At 48.3% G+C, this 14,965-nt stretch carries 14 protein-coding genes and 1 other RNA gene; 7 read left to right on the top strand and 8 right to left on the bottom strand.

Annotated features, from left to right (window positions below):
* The first annotated feature begins 24 nt into the window (after window positions 1–24).
* A complete protein-coding gene (locus tag GK108_RS14310; RefSeq protein WP_163949356.1) occupies window positions 25–1,722 on the top strand; it encodes a glutamine--tRNA ligase/YqeY domain fusion protein in 1,698 nt (565 codons plus the stop codon).
* An 81-nt stretch (window positions 1,723–1,803) separates the two neighbouring features.
* Here GK108_RS14310 and GK108_RS14305 read toward each other — a convergent pair whose 3' ends face one another.
* Together GK108_RS14305 and map are read right to left on the bottom strand one after the other, a co-directional pair.
* Complete coding sequence (locus tag GK108_RS14305; protein WP_163949352.1) at window positions 1,804–2,256, bottom strand: response regulator; 453 nt, start codon at window positions 2,254–2,256, stop codon at window positions 1,804–1,806.
* 195 nt (window positions 2,257–2,451) lie between these two features.
* Window positions 2,452–3,213 carry a type I methionyl aminopeptidase gene (map, locus tag GK108_RS14300; protein ID WP_163949348.1) on the bottom strand — a complete coding sequence of 254 codons (762 nt, stop codon included), beginning with the start codon at window positions 3,211–3,213 and terminating at the stop codon, window positions 2,452–2,454.
* Window positions 3,214–3,431: 218 nt separating this feature from the next.
* Here map and GK108_RS14295 point away from each other — a divergent pair, with 218 nt between their 5' ends.
* Together GK108_RS14295 and GK108_RS14290 are read left to right on the top strand one after the other, a co-directional pair.
* Window positions 3,432–3,953 (top strand): hypothetical protein, encoded by a 522-nt coding sequence (locus GK108_RS14295; RefSeq protein WP_163949344.1) that lies wholly within the window; start codon window positions 3,432–3,434, stop codon window positions 3,951–3,953.
* 73 nt (window positions 3,954–4,026) lie between these two features.
* Window positions 4,027–4,977 carry an L-threonylcarbamoyladenylate synthase gene (locus GK108_RS14290; RefSeq protein WP_163949341.1) on the top strand — a complete coding sequence of 317 codons (951 nt, stop codon included), beginning with the start codon at window positions 4,027–4,029 and terminating at the stop codon, window positions 4,975–4,977.
* Here GK108_RS14290 and GK108_RS14285 read toward each other — a convergent pair whose 3' ends face one another.
* The gene (locus GK108_RS14285) at window positions 4,978–5,895 is read right to left on the bottom strand and encodes a 1-aminocyclopropane-1-carboxylate deaminase/D-cysteine desulfhydrase (protein ID WP_163949338.1); all 918 of its coding nucleotides are present in this window, start codon (window positions 5,893–5,895) and stop codon (window positions 4,978–4,980) included.
* A 74-nt stretch (window positions 5,896–5,969) separates the two neighbouring features.
* Here GK108_RS14285 and GK108_RS14280 point away from each other — a divergent pair, with 74 nt between their 5' ends.
* From GK108_RS14280 to GK108_RS14265, 4 genes are all read left to right on the top strand, one after another.
* Entirely contained in the window at window positions 5,970–7,007 is a 1,038-nt protein-coding gene (locus tag GK108_RS14280) for an RluA family pseudouridine synthase (protein ID WP_163949335.1), read from the top strand.
* Between the two features lie 69 nt (window positions 7,008–7,076).
* Window positions 7,077–7,532 carry a GNAT family N-acetyltransferase gene (locus tag GK108_RS14275; protein WP_163949331.1) on the top strand — a complete coding sequence of 152 codons (456 nt, stop codon included), beginning with the start codon at window positions 7,077–7,079 and terminating at the stop codon, window positions 7,530–7,532.
* A 132-nt stretch (window positions 7,533–7,664) separates the two neighbouring features.
* On the top strand, window positions 7,665–9,890 hold the full coding sequence (locus GK108_RS14270) for a transglycosylase domain-containing protein (protein WP_163949327.1): 2,226 nt from the start codon (window positions 7,665–7,667) through the stop codon (window positions 9,888–9,890).
* 90 nt (window positions 9,891–9,980) lie between these two features.
* Window positions 9,981–10,352: a hypothetical protein gene (locus GK108_RS14265; RefSeq protein WP_163949324.1), complete on the top strand. Its 372-nt coding sequence runs from the start codon at window positions 9,981–9,983 to the stop codon at window positions 10,350–10,352.
* 116 nt (window positions 10,353–10,468) lie between these two features.
* Here the strand turns inward: GK108_RS14265 and trmD are convergent, their stop codons facing one another.
* The 5 genes from trmD to GK108_RS14240 all read right to left on the bottom strand — a co-directional run bounded on the left by trmD (window position 10,469) and on the right by GK108_RS14240 (window position 14,940).
* Window positions 10,469–11,146 (bottom strand): tRNA (guanosine(37)-N1)-methyltransferase TrmD, encoded by a 678-nt coding sequence (gene trmD, locus GK108_RS14260; RefSeq protein WP_163949321.1) that lies wholly within the window; start codon window positions 11,144–11,146, stop codon window positions 10,469–10,471.
* Entirely contained in the window at window positions 11,136–11,723 is a 588-nt protein-coding gene (gene rimM, locus GK108_RS14255; protein WP_163949317.1) for a ribosome maturation factor RimM, read from the bottom strand. The genes trmD and rimM overlap by 11 nt, the downstream gene beginning before the upstream one ends.
* Window positions 11,724–11,877: 154 nt before the next feature.
* Window positions 11,878–12,426 carry a 30S ribosomal protein S16 gene (locus GK108_RS14250; RefSeq protein WP_163949314.1) on the bottom strand — a complete coding sequence of 183 codons (549 nt, stop codon included), beginning with the start codon at window positions 12,424–12,426 and terminating at the stop codon, window positions 11,878–11,880.
* Window positions 12,427–12,639: 213 nt separating this feature from the next.
* Window positions 12,640–13,149: RNase P RNA component class A (rnpB, locus tag GK108_RS14245), an RNA gene on the bottom strand.
* Between the two features lie 144 nt (window positions 13,150–13,293).
* Window positions 13,294–14,940, bottom strand: coding sequence for a RagB/SusD family nutrient uptake outer membrane protein (locus tag GK108_RS14240; protein ID WP_163949311.1), 1,647 nt, complete (start codon window positions 14,938–14,940; stop codon window positions 13,294–13,296).
* Window positions 14,941–14,965: the final 25 nt, after the last annotated feature.

Below are 14,965 nucleotides of genomic sequence, written 5' to 3'. Positions count from 1 at the left end.
GACCTTATCAGTACAATACCTGTCATGACGGAAGCACCGAAAGATTCTTCGGAAAAGAGTCTGAATTTTATTGAACAGTTTGTAGAGGAAGATATAGCATCCGGCAAAAACGGGGGCCGTGTTCATACACGCTTTCCGCCCGAGCCCAATGGCTATCTGCATATAGGTCACGCCAAATCGATCTGTCTGAACTTTGGGCTGGCCGATAAATACGGCGGGCAGACCAACCTGCGCTTTGACGATACTAACCCAGTTACCGAAGACACAGAATACGTTGATTCGATCAAAAACGACGTACGCTGGCTAGGTTTTGAGTGGGAAAACGAATTCTACGCGTCGGATTATTTCGACCAGCTGTATGAATTTGCCGAAACACTCATCAAAAAAGGGCTGGCTTATGTCGACGATTCGACGGCGGAAGAAATAGCCGCCCAAAAAGGTACGCCTACGGAGCCGGGTCGTATGAGCCAATATCGGGACCGGGGTGTTGATGAAAACCTCGATCTGTTCCGGCGGATGAAAGCAGGCGATTATCCCGACGGTGCCAAAGTACTGCGCGCTAAGGTCGATATGGCCTCGCCAAACATGCAGCTCCGCGACCCGATCATTTATCGGATCAAGCATGCCCACCACCACCGCACGGGCGATACGTGGTGTATCTATCCGATGTATGATTTCGCGCACGGTCAATCCGATGCCATTGAGCACATCACCCACTCGCTCTGTACGCTGGAATTTGAAGTACACCGCCCTCTTTATGAGTGGTTTATCAACAGACTAGAGTTATTCCCCTCTCGCCAGATTGAGTTTGCCCGACTAAATCTGACCTATACGGTCATGAGTAAACGGAAACTGAAACAACTGGTTGAAGAAGGACACGTTAATGGATGGGACGACCCCCGAATGCCAACAATTGCGGGTATCCGTCGACGCGGCTACACCCCGGCCAGTATTCGGGAGTTTGCCGACCGTATTGGTATTGCCAAACGGGATAACCTGATCGACGTAGGCTTGCTGGAATTTTGTATTCGCGAGGAGTTGAACAAATCAACGCATCGCGTTATGGCCGTTCTCGACGAAAAACCGCTGAAACTCGTTATCACCAACTACGAAGTTGGTCGGGAAGAGATTATGCGTATCGAAAACAACCCGGAAGATCCAACCGCCGGAGAACGGGACGTACCATTTAGCCGTGAAGTCTACATCGAGCGGGACGATTTCATGGAAAACCCACCCAAGAAATTCTTCCGGCTGTTCCCAGGTGGTATGGTTCGTTTGAAGGGCGCTTACATCGTTAAATGTGATGAGGTAGTGAAAGACAACGCCGGTGAAATTATCGAACTACGTTGTTCTTACATTCCGGAAAGCCGTAGTGGTTCTGATACGTCGGGTATCAACGTAAAAGGCACAATTCACTGGGTTTCAGTACCTCATGCCGTAGAAGCAGAAGTTCGGCTATACGACCGACTATTTTCGGTAGAGAATCCAGCTGCCGATGAACGAAATTTTCAGGAATTGATAAATCCTAACTCGCTGGACGTAGTACGGGCCTTTGTTGAACCAGCCCTGGTTGAAGCAGCTCGTTCGGGGTCAATACGGAACTTCCAGTTCATGCGAAAAGGCTATTTTATTCTGGATTCTGACTCAACAGCTGAGCGGCCTGTTTTCAACCGAACCGTTACGTTGAAAGATAGCTGGGCCAAAGAAGCCAAAAAAGGATAAGCCTGATTCAAAATGCCACAAAAAATGCCCTGGAGTTTCCAGGGCATTTTTTGTTATGAGAACGATCTGTCAGAAAATCGTTTACGCCATTTTATCCGATACTTTTTCAAACCAGGTTTGGGGTAACTTAACCGTTTCAAACCAATAAAAGCGGAGCATTGTCAAAAACGACCGCCAATCATTCAGCGTGAAAGGTTTATTGACAAAAGAGGAAGCACCTGAGTCGTAGGCTACTTTAATATCTTTCTTTGAATTGCTGGCCGACAACACCACAACAGGTACCAATTTACCAAGTGGATGCTCCCGCATCAGATTTAAAAAATCCAGTCCACTTTTGTAACCAGCCAGATTAATATCAAGAAGCGCTAATTTGGGGCCAAATCCTTCAACATTATACAGATAGATAACCGCTTCTTCAAATGTTGTTATAGGAATAAAATTGGCTTCGGGAAAATGGGTCTTTGCGACTCTCTGAATAAGATCTACGATAGCTATGTCATCCTCAACTAATAGGATTGTAAACTTAGCGGGCATACTATTAAGCTGAGGGGTTGGGACGTTTTTGTTTCTACTTAATATAGACAAATATACAATAAATAACTAACCATTTTAAGTATCACCTATGTTTTACCTTTGCTAGGAATACGACAACAACAACAGCCATCTAGTAATCAATAGCTTATTAGTAAAAATTTTTATTAATTTAGGCTAATAATATAATCTGATCAGCTAATCCCATATCTCATTGGCAGCAGTCAGAATAATCGGTTTCCCGTCCGTTACAACAATGGTGTGTTCATGTTGAACAGCCACTCCCTCTTTCGCTATTAACGTCCAGCCATCTCCTTTTTCGTGAGCATAATTAGCTTTCGTCGAAATAAACGTTTCAATGGCTACTACCGAATTCTTTTTGAATCGGGTCGTGTTGGTCCGGTCATAATAGCACAGAATCTCATGGGGGGCTTCGTGTAAACTTCTTCCAATGCCATGTCCGGCTAAGTTTCGGATAACTTTATAGCCTGATCGCTTCGCTTCCAATTCGATAAAGCGACCAATATCAGCCAGTTTTACTCCTCCTTTTATCCGGCTAATCGCCTTGGCTAAAATCTGCTTCGACGCTTCAACCAAAGCCGTATGCTGATGAATATCGTTACCTAAAACGAACGAGCCCCCGTTATCCGACCAATAGCCATCTAATTCGGCGGATACATCAATATTGACCAAATCGCCTTTTTTAAGAATCGTTTTGCCAGAAGGGATGCCGTGACAAACCTCGTTGTTGACGCTTATGCAGGTCCAGCCCGGAAATCCGTAGGTGAGCTTAGGGGCCGACCGAGCGCCCCATTGTTCAAGAATTTGGCCACCATAAAGATCTAACTCCAGGGTAGACATTCCCGGCCTGGCATGCGCTCTCATCAACTTTAACGTAGTAGCAACCGCTGCGCTGGCTTTCTGCATACCAAGCAATTCTTCATTCGACGATAATGACATAACAATTGATTTGACCAGTCCGAATTCGTACTACGTATCGCCTTGGTCTATGATTTGGCCTTATAGCTATACGTAACAGCGTGCTATTGGGTTCATGAATGAACAAATAGTCATTAAAAATAGCCCGTACGCGGACAAACGTACTGACTGAGCCAATGTTCATCAACGAAAATCGCTATTTGTATCGCTGACAAACCAATAAATGCGACATTTGCAGCATGAAGACCGGATTTTTAGTACTGATAGCAGCCTGTTTACTGACCGCTTGTGGCAGCAGCGATAATTCCAGCACGACCCAATCGACCACCGACTCATCGACGACGGCAGTACCCAAACCCAGAAATTGCAAGACGATCCTGGAAGCCGATAAGCTGGGCAAAACCAATGACTATCAGGAATCAGCCAAAGCCATCAACGTAGCCATTACCCTTGAGCAGGATTCTTCAGCTACCGAAACCGCTAACGGCTGCTATTTCAATAACACGGTAACGATACTGGCTACCAAAAAGTCAGGAAGCCGGGTGTTCAAACGAACGCTCCTTAAAGACGATTTACTCTACTTCACCAAAAGCGATGAACTCATCGAACAGTCATTGTTAAAAAATACGACTTATAAACCAACCTTTAACGGGCAGAAGTACATTACGATAACCATGCAGCTCATTGACCCTGTCAGCCAGAAAACAGCTGATTATCTGGTTTATATGAATTACTTTGGTGAGATTGTGAAAGTTAGATAAGCAGCCTGGTCACCAATACCTGCATCAAAAATCAGCCGTACGAAAAAGCAAACCACTTCGTACCTTTGTAGCCATGACGCAGATTGGCACGGATGTTCGTGTAGCAGCCGATTTTTTACGGGCAGGTAACGTGGTTGGCATACCAACCGAAACAGTATATGGGCTAGCCGGGAACGCACTAAACCCCGATGCAGCCCTAACCATTTTTCGGGTTAAAAATCGCCCGGCATTCGATCCGCTTATCGTTCACACCGATTCACTTAAAAAAGTAGAACAGTACGTTTCCGCCATTCCCGAACCGGCTCGATTGCTGGCAGAAACGTTCTGGCCCGGCCCCTTAACGCTCTTACTACCCAAACACGATCAGATTCCTGACCTTGTTACGTCGGGTTTACCAACCGTAGCGGTCCGGATTCCGAATCATCCGCTAACGCTGAAACTGCTACGTTCCCTTGATTTTCCGCTGGCGGCCCCCAGCGCAAACCCCTTCGGTTATATCAGCCCAACAACGGCGCAGCACGTAGTAGATCAACTAGGCGATCAGGTTCCGTATATACTGGATGGCGGTCCCGCCAGCGTCGGTCTCGAATCAACCATTATAGGCTTTGACAACGGCAAGGCAACCGTTTTTCGGCTGGGCGGTATGGCCATCGAGCAGATCGAAGCGGTTATTGGAGCAGTCAGTGTTCGCACGCACTCCACGTCGAACCCCAATGCCCCCGGCATGCTTAGCAGTCACTACGCCCCCCGAAAACCGCTTGTTCTTCTGCAACCGGGCGAAAGTCCGCAGCCGGGCGAGCGCGCTGGCGCCCTGGTGTTTAGAGAATTATTCGGCGGCATCCGCGACGAGTATCAGCGTACGCTCTCCCCCACCGGTGACCTGAATGAAGCGGCTAAAAACCTGTTTGCTCATCTCCGTACGCTGGACTCACTACCAATCGATATCATCTATGCCGAACCACTGCCCAACGAAGGGCTAGGTTGGGCCATGAATGATCGACTACGTAGAGCGGCTGTTCGCTAGTCATAGCGGAACATCCAACGCTGGGCTTCGGCCCTGTAAACCGCCCGTATGCAGAGCTACAACGGTTGAGCCCGACGGGAAATAGCCGCTACGTGCCAGATCGTAGATACCAAATAGCAGTTTACCGGTATAGACCTGTTCGATCAACACGCCTGTTTTTTGCTCAAAAGCTTGTATGAAACGAATAAGCTCAGGCGTTGTTCTGGCGTATCCGCCAAAGGAATAGCCGGTTTCCAGTCGATATGGTTTCCCAAAGACCTGTATTGGCAAATCAAATTCCGGCGCCTTCAGCGATAAAAAACCGAATACGGTCGTTTCGGGTGATGCCGTCTGCACCAGACCGGCCATTGTACCGCCCGTCCCGACGGCACAACAAACAAAATCCGGCGCTACGTCCAGTTGCTCGATAAGTTCAGGCATAATCTCCGAGGTACCCCGAATGGCCAGGTCATTGGTTCCCCCTTCGGGCACTACGTAGCAGGCACCAAACTGCTCCCGGAGTTCGCCTAAAAAATCGGAATCATCTTTACGCTTATAATCCTGCCGACTGACAAAATGGAGAATCATACCACACGACTCACAGAATGCTAACGTAGCGTTTCGTGGTATTTTAGCCAGCTCCTCTCCGCGCACTACGCCAATTGTTGTAAAGCCAAAGACTTTCCCGGCCGCAGCCGTAGCATATAAATGATTGGAATAAGCCCCGCCAAACGTTAGTAACGTATCAGTCTTTTCCCGACGCGCTTCGAGCAGGTTGTGTTTCAGTTTACGCCATTTATTACCCGAAACCAGCGGATGCAGGAGATCGTCACGTTTGAGGTACAAACGAATATCAACAGGCTCAGGAAAGGGGTCTGTCAACAACTGAACGGGTGAATTACCGGCCAAAACCGACAGTTGCCGGGCAAGTTCGTCCATTATCTGTATTTTTGTCGTTTAATGCCGGGCGACTAACGCGTTTGATCGCTCAGCGAAGCTGCAAATCTGAGAAAATGGTATCGGAAACGGAAGACGAACTATCGGAAGATGACGAATTATACGAGCATCATCGAATAGTAGTCGATAAAGGTCAGAGTTTACTACGTATCGATCGATTCCTGATGGATCGATTGCAAAATGCTACGCGGACGAAAATTCAGGCGGCTATCGACGTAGAATCGGTACGGGTTAATGGAAACCCCACCAAGGCAAGCTATAAAATAAAACCGTCAGATATTATCACGGTTTCATTGCCGCACCCGCCCCGCGATACCGACATTAAGCCAGAAAATATTCCGCTCACGATTGTTTTTGAAGACGATGAACTGCTGGTACTGAACAAACCGGCTGGTATGGTTGTCCATCCAGCCCACGGCAACTGGGACGGAACGCTGGTGAATGCACTGGTTTACCATTTTCAAAACCTGCCAACGTCCCGCAATGGTGCTATTCGGCCCGGTCTGGTACACCGGATCGATAAGGATACGTCGGGGTTGATGGTGATCGCCAAAACGGAATATGCGATGACTCATCTGGCCCGGCAGTTTTTTGAGCATACCATCGAACGAACCTATAACGCACTCGTATGGGGGATACCCGATCCGGCCAACGGAACCATTACGGGCTATATTGGACGTAGTGTCAAAGACCGGAAAGTGCAGGTTATTTACGACGACGAAGCCAAGGGGAAATGGGCCGTTACGCACTACAAAACCCTGGAAACACTACGGTACGTATCGCTCATTCAATGTAATCTGGAAACCGGCCGAACTCATCAGATTCGGGCACATATGAAACACATTGGTCATCCGCTATTTAATGATGCCATGTATGGTGGCGATCGTATACTGCGTGGCACTCCGGTCGGTACGTATAAAACCTTCGTCGAAAACGCCTTTAAGCTCATCCCCCGTCAGGCTCTCCACGCCAAGTCGCTGGGTTTTACACATCCCCGCACTGGGGAGTGGCTTCAGTTCGATTCGTCACTCCCCGACGATCTTCAGGCCGCTTTAGAAAAATGGCAAAAGAAAATGATCAATGATGACCAGTGAACGGTTAATTTTACTGATTGTAGCCAACCTAACAACCACACACCTTATTGTCTATAAACTGATTTTTACATGATTTCCATCCGTCCCGGCACCCGCGAAGACATTCCACAGGCGTTTGCTTTAGTAACTGAACTTGCCGTTTATGAACTAGCCGCCGACCAGGTAACCAACACAGCCGAGCAAATGGCCGATGACGGCTTCGGCCCCAATCCACTTTTTGGCATGCTGGTTGCCGAAGACTCTGAATCACAGAAAATTGTGGGCCTGGCGCTCTATTATTTCCGTTATTCGACCTGGAAAGGCAAACGGCTCTACCTGGAAGATATTATCGTAACAGAAGATTTTCGCGGTTACGGAATTGGTAAGCTTCTGCTGGATGCGACCATCGAAATGGCCCACGAAACCCATTGTACGGGTATGATGTGGCAGGTATTAGACTGGAACAAACCAGCTATTGGTTTCTACCAGCAATTTGGTACTCGCTTCGATGATGGCTGGACCAATTGCCACCTCGATTTTAAATAATCAGTAGATTTTAGGGAAAGTGTCGATGGCCTTTCCCTAAAATCTATCAGTTCCTTTCTCGCTACTACGTTCTTGCTGGCCTTACTCCTCGCTGAAAACCGTATCTTTGTGGTTCGAGAATAGTAACGCAGCATGACGTATAGTCAACGTAAAGCCCTCCGAATTGCCGGTTGGGTATGTCTAAGTATCTTTTTACTAGGTTTAGTAGGCGTTGGTATTGCCTACTCCAAACGCGAAAGTTTGTTACAGACAGCTCTGGATCGGGCCGTTCGAAAAGCCAAACGCGATTACAATCTGAACGTCCGGATCGGATCGGCCAGGTTTACCGGCTTAAGCTCGGTGGCCTTTACCGATATTTCGGTTGTTCCTGAAAAACGCGATAGCCTTGCCCGCATCCAGCGCGTAGAAGTGGCTGTTCGCTTCTGGCCACTACTGGCTGGTAAAGTGGGGCTGTCTGGCATGACGCTCGAAAATGGCCTCATCCAGGTTATCAAACGCGACTCGCTGTCTAATATCGATTTCCTGCTACGTCGGAATCGCGACTCTACGCAAACCGCCAGTAACGATAAATCCCGACAGACCGACCTCTCCAATGTAGCCGAAAATCTGATCGACAATATTCTGTCTAAAATTCCCGACGATCTGAATATCAGCAATCTTCAGTTTCGCGGACAGTACAAAAAAGACACGATCAGCTTATTGACCCAAACCGCTACCATCCGCGACGAAGCGGTTACGTCGACCATAAAGCTCAACGGCAATCAGGCTACCTGGCACGTAACGGGAACCGCCGACCCCGCCGATCGGGAATATGATCTGGCGTTGTATGCCGAAGGGAAACCGCTGGAGTTACCGCTCATTCAGAAGCATTTTAATTTGATGCTCCAGGCCGATACTCTTCGGGCTCAGCTCCGCGATGTAGATCGGGCCGGAGACGAATTCAGAATGGAAGGCGCCGGTTCAGTACAGAATTTACGGATCAACCATCCAGCCGTTGCCCGTACTGACGTGCTGGTTCCCCAGGCATCAATCGAGGCCAAGCTGTTTGTGGGCGAGAACTACGTTGGGGTCGATAGTTCGTCCGTGTTACGTCTGGGTGAAGTCAGTGCTCGCCCGTTCGTTAAGTACACGCTGAAGCCGACTAAAATTTACGAGGTTCAGTTACACACTGACCCGCTGAACGCGCAGGCAATCTTCAATTCCTTTCCGCAGGGATTATTTGAATCGCTGGAAGATATGGAGGTGACGGGTAAGCTCAAGTACGATATGGCGTTCCATCTGGATACCTCGCTGCCCGATTCCGTAAAGTTTGATTCAGGTCTTACCGCCGACGGTTTCCGCATCTTAAAAATGGGTGCTACGGATTTTGGCGAGATTAACCGATCTTTCGTCTATACGCCTTACGAAAAAGATAAACCCGTTCGGGATATTATTGTCGGGCCAGAGAATCCAGACTATACGCCACTCCAGCAAATTTCGCCGGATCTACGTAACGCTCTGCTCACGTCCGAAGATTATAATTTCTTCACCCACAAAGGCTTCAACGAAAAAGCATTCCGGGTATCGATTGCGACCAACTTCAAGGAAAAGTCGTTCAAGCGTGGTGCCAGTACGATTTCGATGCAGTTGGTGAAGAACGTCTTTTTGAACCGGAACAAAACCTTATCCCGGAAGATTGAGGAAATACTGATTGTCTGGCTGATCGAGAATGAGCATATTGTTCCCAAGGAACGTATGTATGAGGTTTACCTGAATATCATTGAATGGGGCCGGAATATTTACGGAATCGGTGAAGCCGCCCGGTACTATTTCGCCAAAAGACCTTCTGATTTAAATTTGGGCGAAAGTATCTTCCTGGCTTTCGTAGTCCCGCGCCCCAAACGAGCACTGGACTGGTTCCTGCCAGATGGTACACTTCAGGCACGTAACGTTCGGGGCTACTTCCGGCTGATTGGTAAAATCATGGCTCGCCGAGGATTGACGGCCCCTGATTCAGGCGCTTATGGTTTTTATGACGTTCGTTTACGGGAAGGACTTCGTCGTCAGATTGCTCCGGTCGATTCGCTTTATCCGAGCGATAGTCTCATGATGGAACCTATTGACGTTGATGGTGATAATGATGAAGGGAACGGCATTGGCAACTTCTTCCGTCGGTTATTCCGGGGTAACAAAAGTGACCGGGATACTAAAAACGACGAGCAGCCGGTTATTCAGCCAACCCCCAATGATCAATTCTCAGGCGAAACCGCGCCCGGCGATACGGTTAAGACCCGAAAACAGCTACGTCAGGAACGGCGGGAACGCAAGCGACGGGAAAAAGAAGAAAAACGACTCCAGGAATCTGGACTCAATCAATAGGACACAAGTTAGCCGGATGATACGTCGTTATTGACACGATTTGCCAGCTCCAAAACGCCTGTTGGCTTTAACTACGAAATTGATTAACCAATGAAAGCGCTCATACGACTTATTGTAGTTGTGGTGATTCTGGGAGGTGCTGCCCTGTATTTCTATACGCAGTACAATCATTCTTCCTTTACCCCACAAACCGTTGATCTGGCCGTCGACTGTTCAGATATGGATAATATTTTAGTAACGTCTACGGTTAATGTTTCAGTCCAGAATTTATCCACTCGCTCCCACAACGACATTTCAGTCAAAATCAGGGCATATGATGAATCAGGAAAGCTGCTAAAAGAAAAGTTCACTACGTTTTCCCGGACGTTACCAGCCAAGGGCTTTTTTGACAAACCCGTTACGTTACCTGCAGAAACCAAACGATGCGACTGTAAAATTGTCAGCTCACATCCCGTCAATTAGTAAAAAGGCCCAATCAAAACGATTGGGCCTTTTACATGACTACTAGAGTAACTCGTTACGCTCGCCAACTTCTCGGCCGGTTTGCCCGGCTTTTTGAAATCCCTTGACGCTTCTAATCACTCTTCCAACAAATCGGGTCGGCGCGTCCGCGTACGGGTCAATGCCTGCTCATACCGCCATTCATCGATCTTGGCTTCGTGACCCGATAGTAATATATCCGGAACCCGTAAGCCCTCAAACTCGGCCGGGCGAGTGTAAACGGGTGGAGCCAGCAAGTTATCCTGAAACGAATCGGTCAGTGCCGACGTCTCATCATTCAACACACCGGGCAACAGTCGTATGATGGCATCGGACAGTACGCAGGCTGCCAATTCTCCACCACTCAATACGTAGTCGCCAATGCTGATTTCTTTGGTAATGAATAATTCACGAACGCGCTCGTCGACCCCTTTGTAATGCCCACAAAGGATAATCAGATTCTGACGTAACGACAGGGAGTTGGTTGTTTTCTGATTCAGCCGCTCTCCATCGGGCGTCATGTAGATGATTTCGTCGTAGGTACGTTCTGCCTGCAACGCCCGGATGCAGGTTGCAATCGGCTGAATCTGCATAACCATACCCGCACCTCCCCCAAACGGATAATCATCGACACGGCGGTGTTTATCAGCGGTATAATCGCGCAGATCATGAACAACTACGTCAACATAGCCTCCCTGCTGCGCCCGCTGCAAAATCGAATGAGCGAAAAAGCTTTCCAACAGTTTTGGCAAACACGTAATAATATCAATCCTCATCGGTATCGAGTTCATCGCCCTCCCCTTCTGGCTGGTCCTTGCTATTCTCTTCCATATAAATAGCGAGTAGGCCGTCGGGTAGCACTACGTTGAGTTTTTTGGTAGCCCGATCAACCGTCCGAACGATATCGCTATTGATCGGAATAAGCACCTCTTTACCCTCGTAATCCATCGCAATCAGATCCTGTGCATTCATGGCGTATACGCCACGCACGGTCCCCAACTCGCCTTCGCTGGCGTCAACGACCTGGTAACCTACTATTTCATGAAAGTAGAACCGAGTTTCGTCGGTAATCGGTTCGAGTTCGTCAAGCGGTAAAAAAGCACCACAGTTTATGAGCCGTTCGGCCTGCTCAATGGTATCTACATCTTCGAAGGCAACAATGGCCCGACTCCCTTTTACTATGGCAATCGACTCAATAAAATAAGGAACTAACTCCCCCTTCACCTCAAGCAATACCGATTCCAGATCGGCATATTCGTCGGGGTTATCGACATCTAAAAAAAGGACCAGTTCACCACTTACGCCGTGCGTCTTGGTAATATGGCCTACCTGATAACAATCGTCTTTAGTCATATAGAACGCGGCTATGAAACCATCTTGTTAGTATAAAAGTACGACATCGGATCGGAACCTCGATTTAGGTCGACTTATTCATAAAAAGAGCCTGTCCATCAATGAACAGGCTCTTTATTAACAACTTTCCCGAATTAACGGTGCGTTTGAAAAACTATTCTGCAGCCGGAGTTTCTTCGGTAGCTTCAGCGGCTGGCGCTTCTTCGGCCGGAGCTTCAGCAGCAACCTCAGCTTCAGGCTCTTCTACTTTGTTTTTCTTAGCGATTGCTTCTGCACGAGCATCGTTCACTTTCTTCTCAGCTTCTAAACGAGCGGCACGAGCCTGCTCTTTAGTTTGAGTTTTAGTGTCAGCAGCACCTGCTTTGCGATTCTCTTTATCTTCTTTCCAGGCGGTGAATTTTTCATCAGCCTGTTCCTGCGTGATAGCGCCTTTGTTAACGCCAACCTGCAGGTGTTTGCGGTACATGATGCCTTCGTGCGACAATACCGAACGAGCGGTATCGGTCGGTTGAGCACCTACCATTAACCAATGTACAGCGCGCTCCGACTTCAATACAACCGTCGAAGGATCTGTGTTTGGGTTATACGAACCGATTTTCTCGATGAAACGACCATCACGAGGAGAAGTTGATTCAGCGACGACGATGTCGTATATCGCCATTCTTTTGCGTCCACGACGCGATAAACGAATTTTAACAGCCATTTGTGCTTGTTGGTTTTGATTGGGGACGCATCCCCTGCATAAAACGTGGCCGCAAAAGTACAAAAATAAACCTACAACACAATGCGTTACAGAAAACTTTCACATCAGTATCAGGATTATTTGTTTTCCATCGTACGTCGTCTCAAAAGCAAAAAATCGTGCTCGCCTGTTCTTTCCTGAGCGGATGACATACGAGCACGATACGTAAAACCTGTCCAATACGAGTCTATAAGCCGGGTTCTGTCCTGCCAACCGACAAAAATTGCCGGTCAGCATGGCTTATCATTTATCTAGGATGGTCGTCACCAACCACCTCCTTCGACCTACCCGCGTCGGCATTTGGATGGCTCCAAAACGGGGACGAGCAGCCCCACATCCGACGCTTATTTGGTCTTTCAGCCTCTAAGGGTTACCGTGCCCCACTGGTCACCCACTGGGCGGTGGGCTCTTACCCCACCGGTTCGCCCTTACCAGAACTTAATGAGTGAATGAGTGACTGATAGAATGAGTGAATAGCTGGCCCAAAACAGGTTTACCGGACGGTATTCACTCATTCTATCAGTCACTCATTCGCCATTAAAAAATCTGGCGGTATATTTTCTGTTGCCCTGGCTGTCGAACGACCGTCGCCAGTCGTCCGCCTTCCCGTTAGGAAGTAGAGTGCTCTGTGCTGCCCGGACTTTCCTCATCTGATTGCTCAGCCGCGATAAGCCAACCCGCACTGTTCAGGAAGTACAAAGGTACGAAAGGCACTTCCGTTCTCAAACTGCATCCAGGAATCTAAACGCTACGTCGAATAAAAAATGCCCAGCCTACAACAGGCCGGGCATTTTTGTCATCTCAGATACAATCCGTTAACGATCTGATTTATTTTGGATTTTTGATTGGAGCGCTACCGCTGGCAGGTGGGTTATACGCGATTTCGTTGTCGGGTACATCCCAATAATCCAGATAACCATACGTAATGGTTGCTTTCGTGCTCACTACGCCAGTGCGGCTCAGTGCCACTGCATTGGTACGGCCCGTTTCCAGTAAGCCCCAGCGACGAGCATCGTAGAACGACAGCGCGCGGAACAATAAACCAATCCGGCGCTCACGACGAAGTTCTTCTTTAGCCGCATCCAGCGTCAGTCCAGTACCAGCAACCGCTGCTAAACCAGCGCCCTGTGCTTTACGAACTTCATCAATCAACGCCAGGCCGTCTTCAATTTTGCCCGTGTAGATCAACGCTTCTGCTTTCATTAATTGGTTTTCTTCATATGAACTGGCCAGATACAACTCGTAACCACCTGCGTTTAAGTTCGAATACGTAATAACAGAAGCGCTTCCTTCCGAACCAGACGCACCACGGTTAACCAGGTTCCAACGCGTGAAGAATGAGTTACCACGAGAGGTTTCGCCGATATAAGCCGAGGGACGTGACTGAAAGTTATTTTTAAACCGCAGATCATCCGGTTTGAAATCCTGAATCAAGCGCTCTGTAATCTTGTACGTATTGTTAGCCCCCGTAGTTTTTCCAGAAACAGTACCTGTTGTCGGTGACAGGAAATCGCCGGTTGCGTTCGAACGCCCTGTAAACACCAGGTCAGCCGCCTGAATACCACTGTTGGTCAATGTCAGGATTTCGGCCCACTGAGCAGCAGTCATGGATGCAACACGCGTATTAACCAGAATATTCCGGGCTTTCATCGTATTGATGTTACGTATCCACATCGCTGGGCTCAGAACCCCACCTTTGCCTACGCGGTTGAAGCTTGGAATCAGCCCCTGCATGGTTGCGGTATAATCAGCGGTTGCAGTCAATGTGTTCAGGATAGTTATAGCCTGATCAAAGTTCTTACTCGCTTCGGCAATGATGGCTTCTTTCGTTACGTAGTTACCATTGGTACCATTCAGCATCTCGCCATTGGCTTTGTCGTTGATGATACCAGCGTAATACATCGAGCCAATCCGAGAGTAGGCATAGCCTTTCCACCAGTAAGCCCAGGCTTTCAGCACAGCTTTTTTCGTATCGGCCTCCCCCGTGAACGTAACACCATCAATGTTAGCCAGCAGTGTGTTGGCCGCATTGTTCATGTTGTACATGTAGGCCCACTCATAGTAGGTCGAGTTCTGATAGCCCGTCGAGTTGACGTTCGCCGTGATTCGGATAAAATCAATCTGCTTGCTTGGCGAGTTGGGGTTGGTCAGGATCGAGCCATCGTCCAGTTTAATCTGATCCGGACAGCCGATCTGATTAATGAAGACGTTCGCAATATCGGTTCCGATTACGTCGCCCATCAGTTCGTGATTCCCAATAGCGCCCGACCAGAAATAACCAGGCACGCCATCGTAATATTTAACGTCGCGGAAACCCGTAATATAGAACCCTTCCCCAAAGGATACCAAACCAGACTCCGTTTTCAGCGCCGGAGAAGACGGCTGATTGGGGTTTTCTACCTGTAGTTGTTCTTTACAAGAGGCCATTAAGCCGGAGAAAGCCAGCGTTAAGGCATATATCTTAAACTTATTCATACGATCAATTTTTTACGATGGTGCT

This window comes from Spirosoma terrae, from assembly GCF_010435915.1.
Taxonomy (GTDB): domain Bacteria; phylum Bacteroidota; class Bacteroidia; order Cytophagales; family Spirosomataceae; genus Spirosoma; species Spirosoma terrae.
This window is presented reverse-complemented; position numbering and strand designations above follow the sequence as displayed.

Coding starts and splice junctions, on each gene's coding strand:
- GK108_RS14310 (WP_163949356.1), top strand. CDS start 25: ATGACGGAAGCACCGAAAGATTCTTCGGAAAAGAGTCTGAATTTTATT.
- GK108_RS14305 (WP_163949352.1), bottom strand. CDS start 2,256: ATGCCCGCTAAGTTTACAATCCTATTAGTTGAGGATGACATAGCTATC.
- map (WP_163949348.1), bottom strand. CDS start 3,213: ATGTCATTATCGTCGAATGAAGAATTGCTTGGTATGCAGAAAGCCAGC.
- GK108_RS14295 (WP_163949344.1), top strand. CDS start 3,432: ATGAAGACCGGATTTTTAGTACTGATAGCAGCCTGTTTACTGACCGCT.
- GK108_RS14290 (WP_163949341.1), top strand. CDS start 4,027: ATGACGCAGATTGGCACGGATGTTCGTGTAGCAGCCGATTTTTTACGG.
- GK108_RS14285 (WP_163949338.1), bottom strand. CDS start 5,895: ATGGACGAACTTGCCCGGCAACTGTCGGTTTTGGCCGGTAATTCACCC.
- GK108_RS14280 (WP_163949335.1), top strand. CDS start 5,970: ATGGTATCGGAAACGGAAGACGAACTATCGGAAGATGACGAATTATAC.
- GK108_RS14275 (WP_163949331.1), top strand. CDS start 7,077: ATGATTTCCATCCGTCCCGGCACCCGCGAAGACATTCCACAGGCGTTT.
- GK108_RS14270 (WP_163949327.1), top strand. CDS start 7,665: ATGACGTATAGTCAACGTAAAGCCCTCCGAATTGCCGGTTGGGTATGT.
- GK108_RS14265 (WP_163949324.1), top strand. CDS start 9,981: ATGAAAGCGCTCATACGACTTATTGTAGTTGTGGTGATTCTGGGAGGT.
- trmD (WP_163949321.1), bottom strand. CDS start 11,146: ATGAGGATTGATATTATTACGTGTTTGCCAAAACTGTTGGAAAGCTTT.
- rimM (WP_163949317.1), bottom strand. CDS start 11,723: ATGACTAAAGACGATTGTTATCAGGTAGGCCATATTACCAAGACGCAC.
- GK108_RS14250 (WP_163949314.1), bottom strand. CDS start 12,426: ATGGCTGTTAAAATTCGTTTATCGCGTCGTGGACGCAAAAGAATGGCG.
- GK108_RS14240 (WP_163949311.1), bottom strand. CDS start 14,940: ATGAATAAGTTTAAGATATATGCCTTAACGCTGGCTTTCTCCGGCTTA.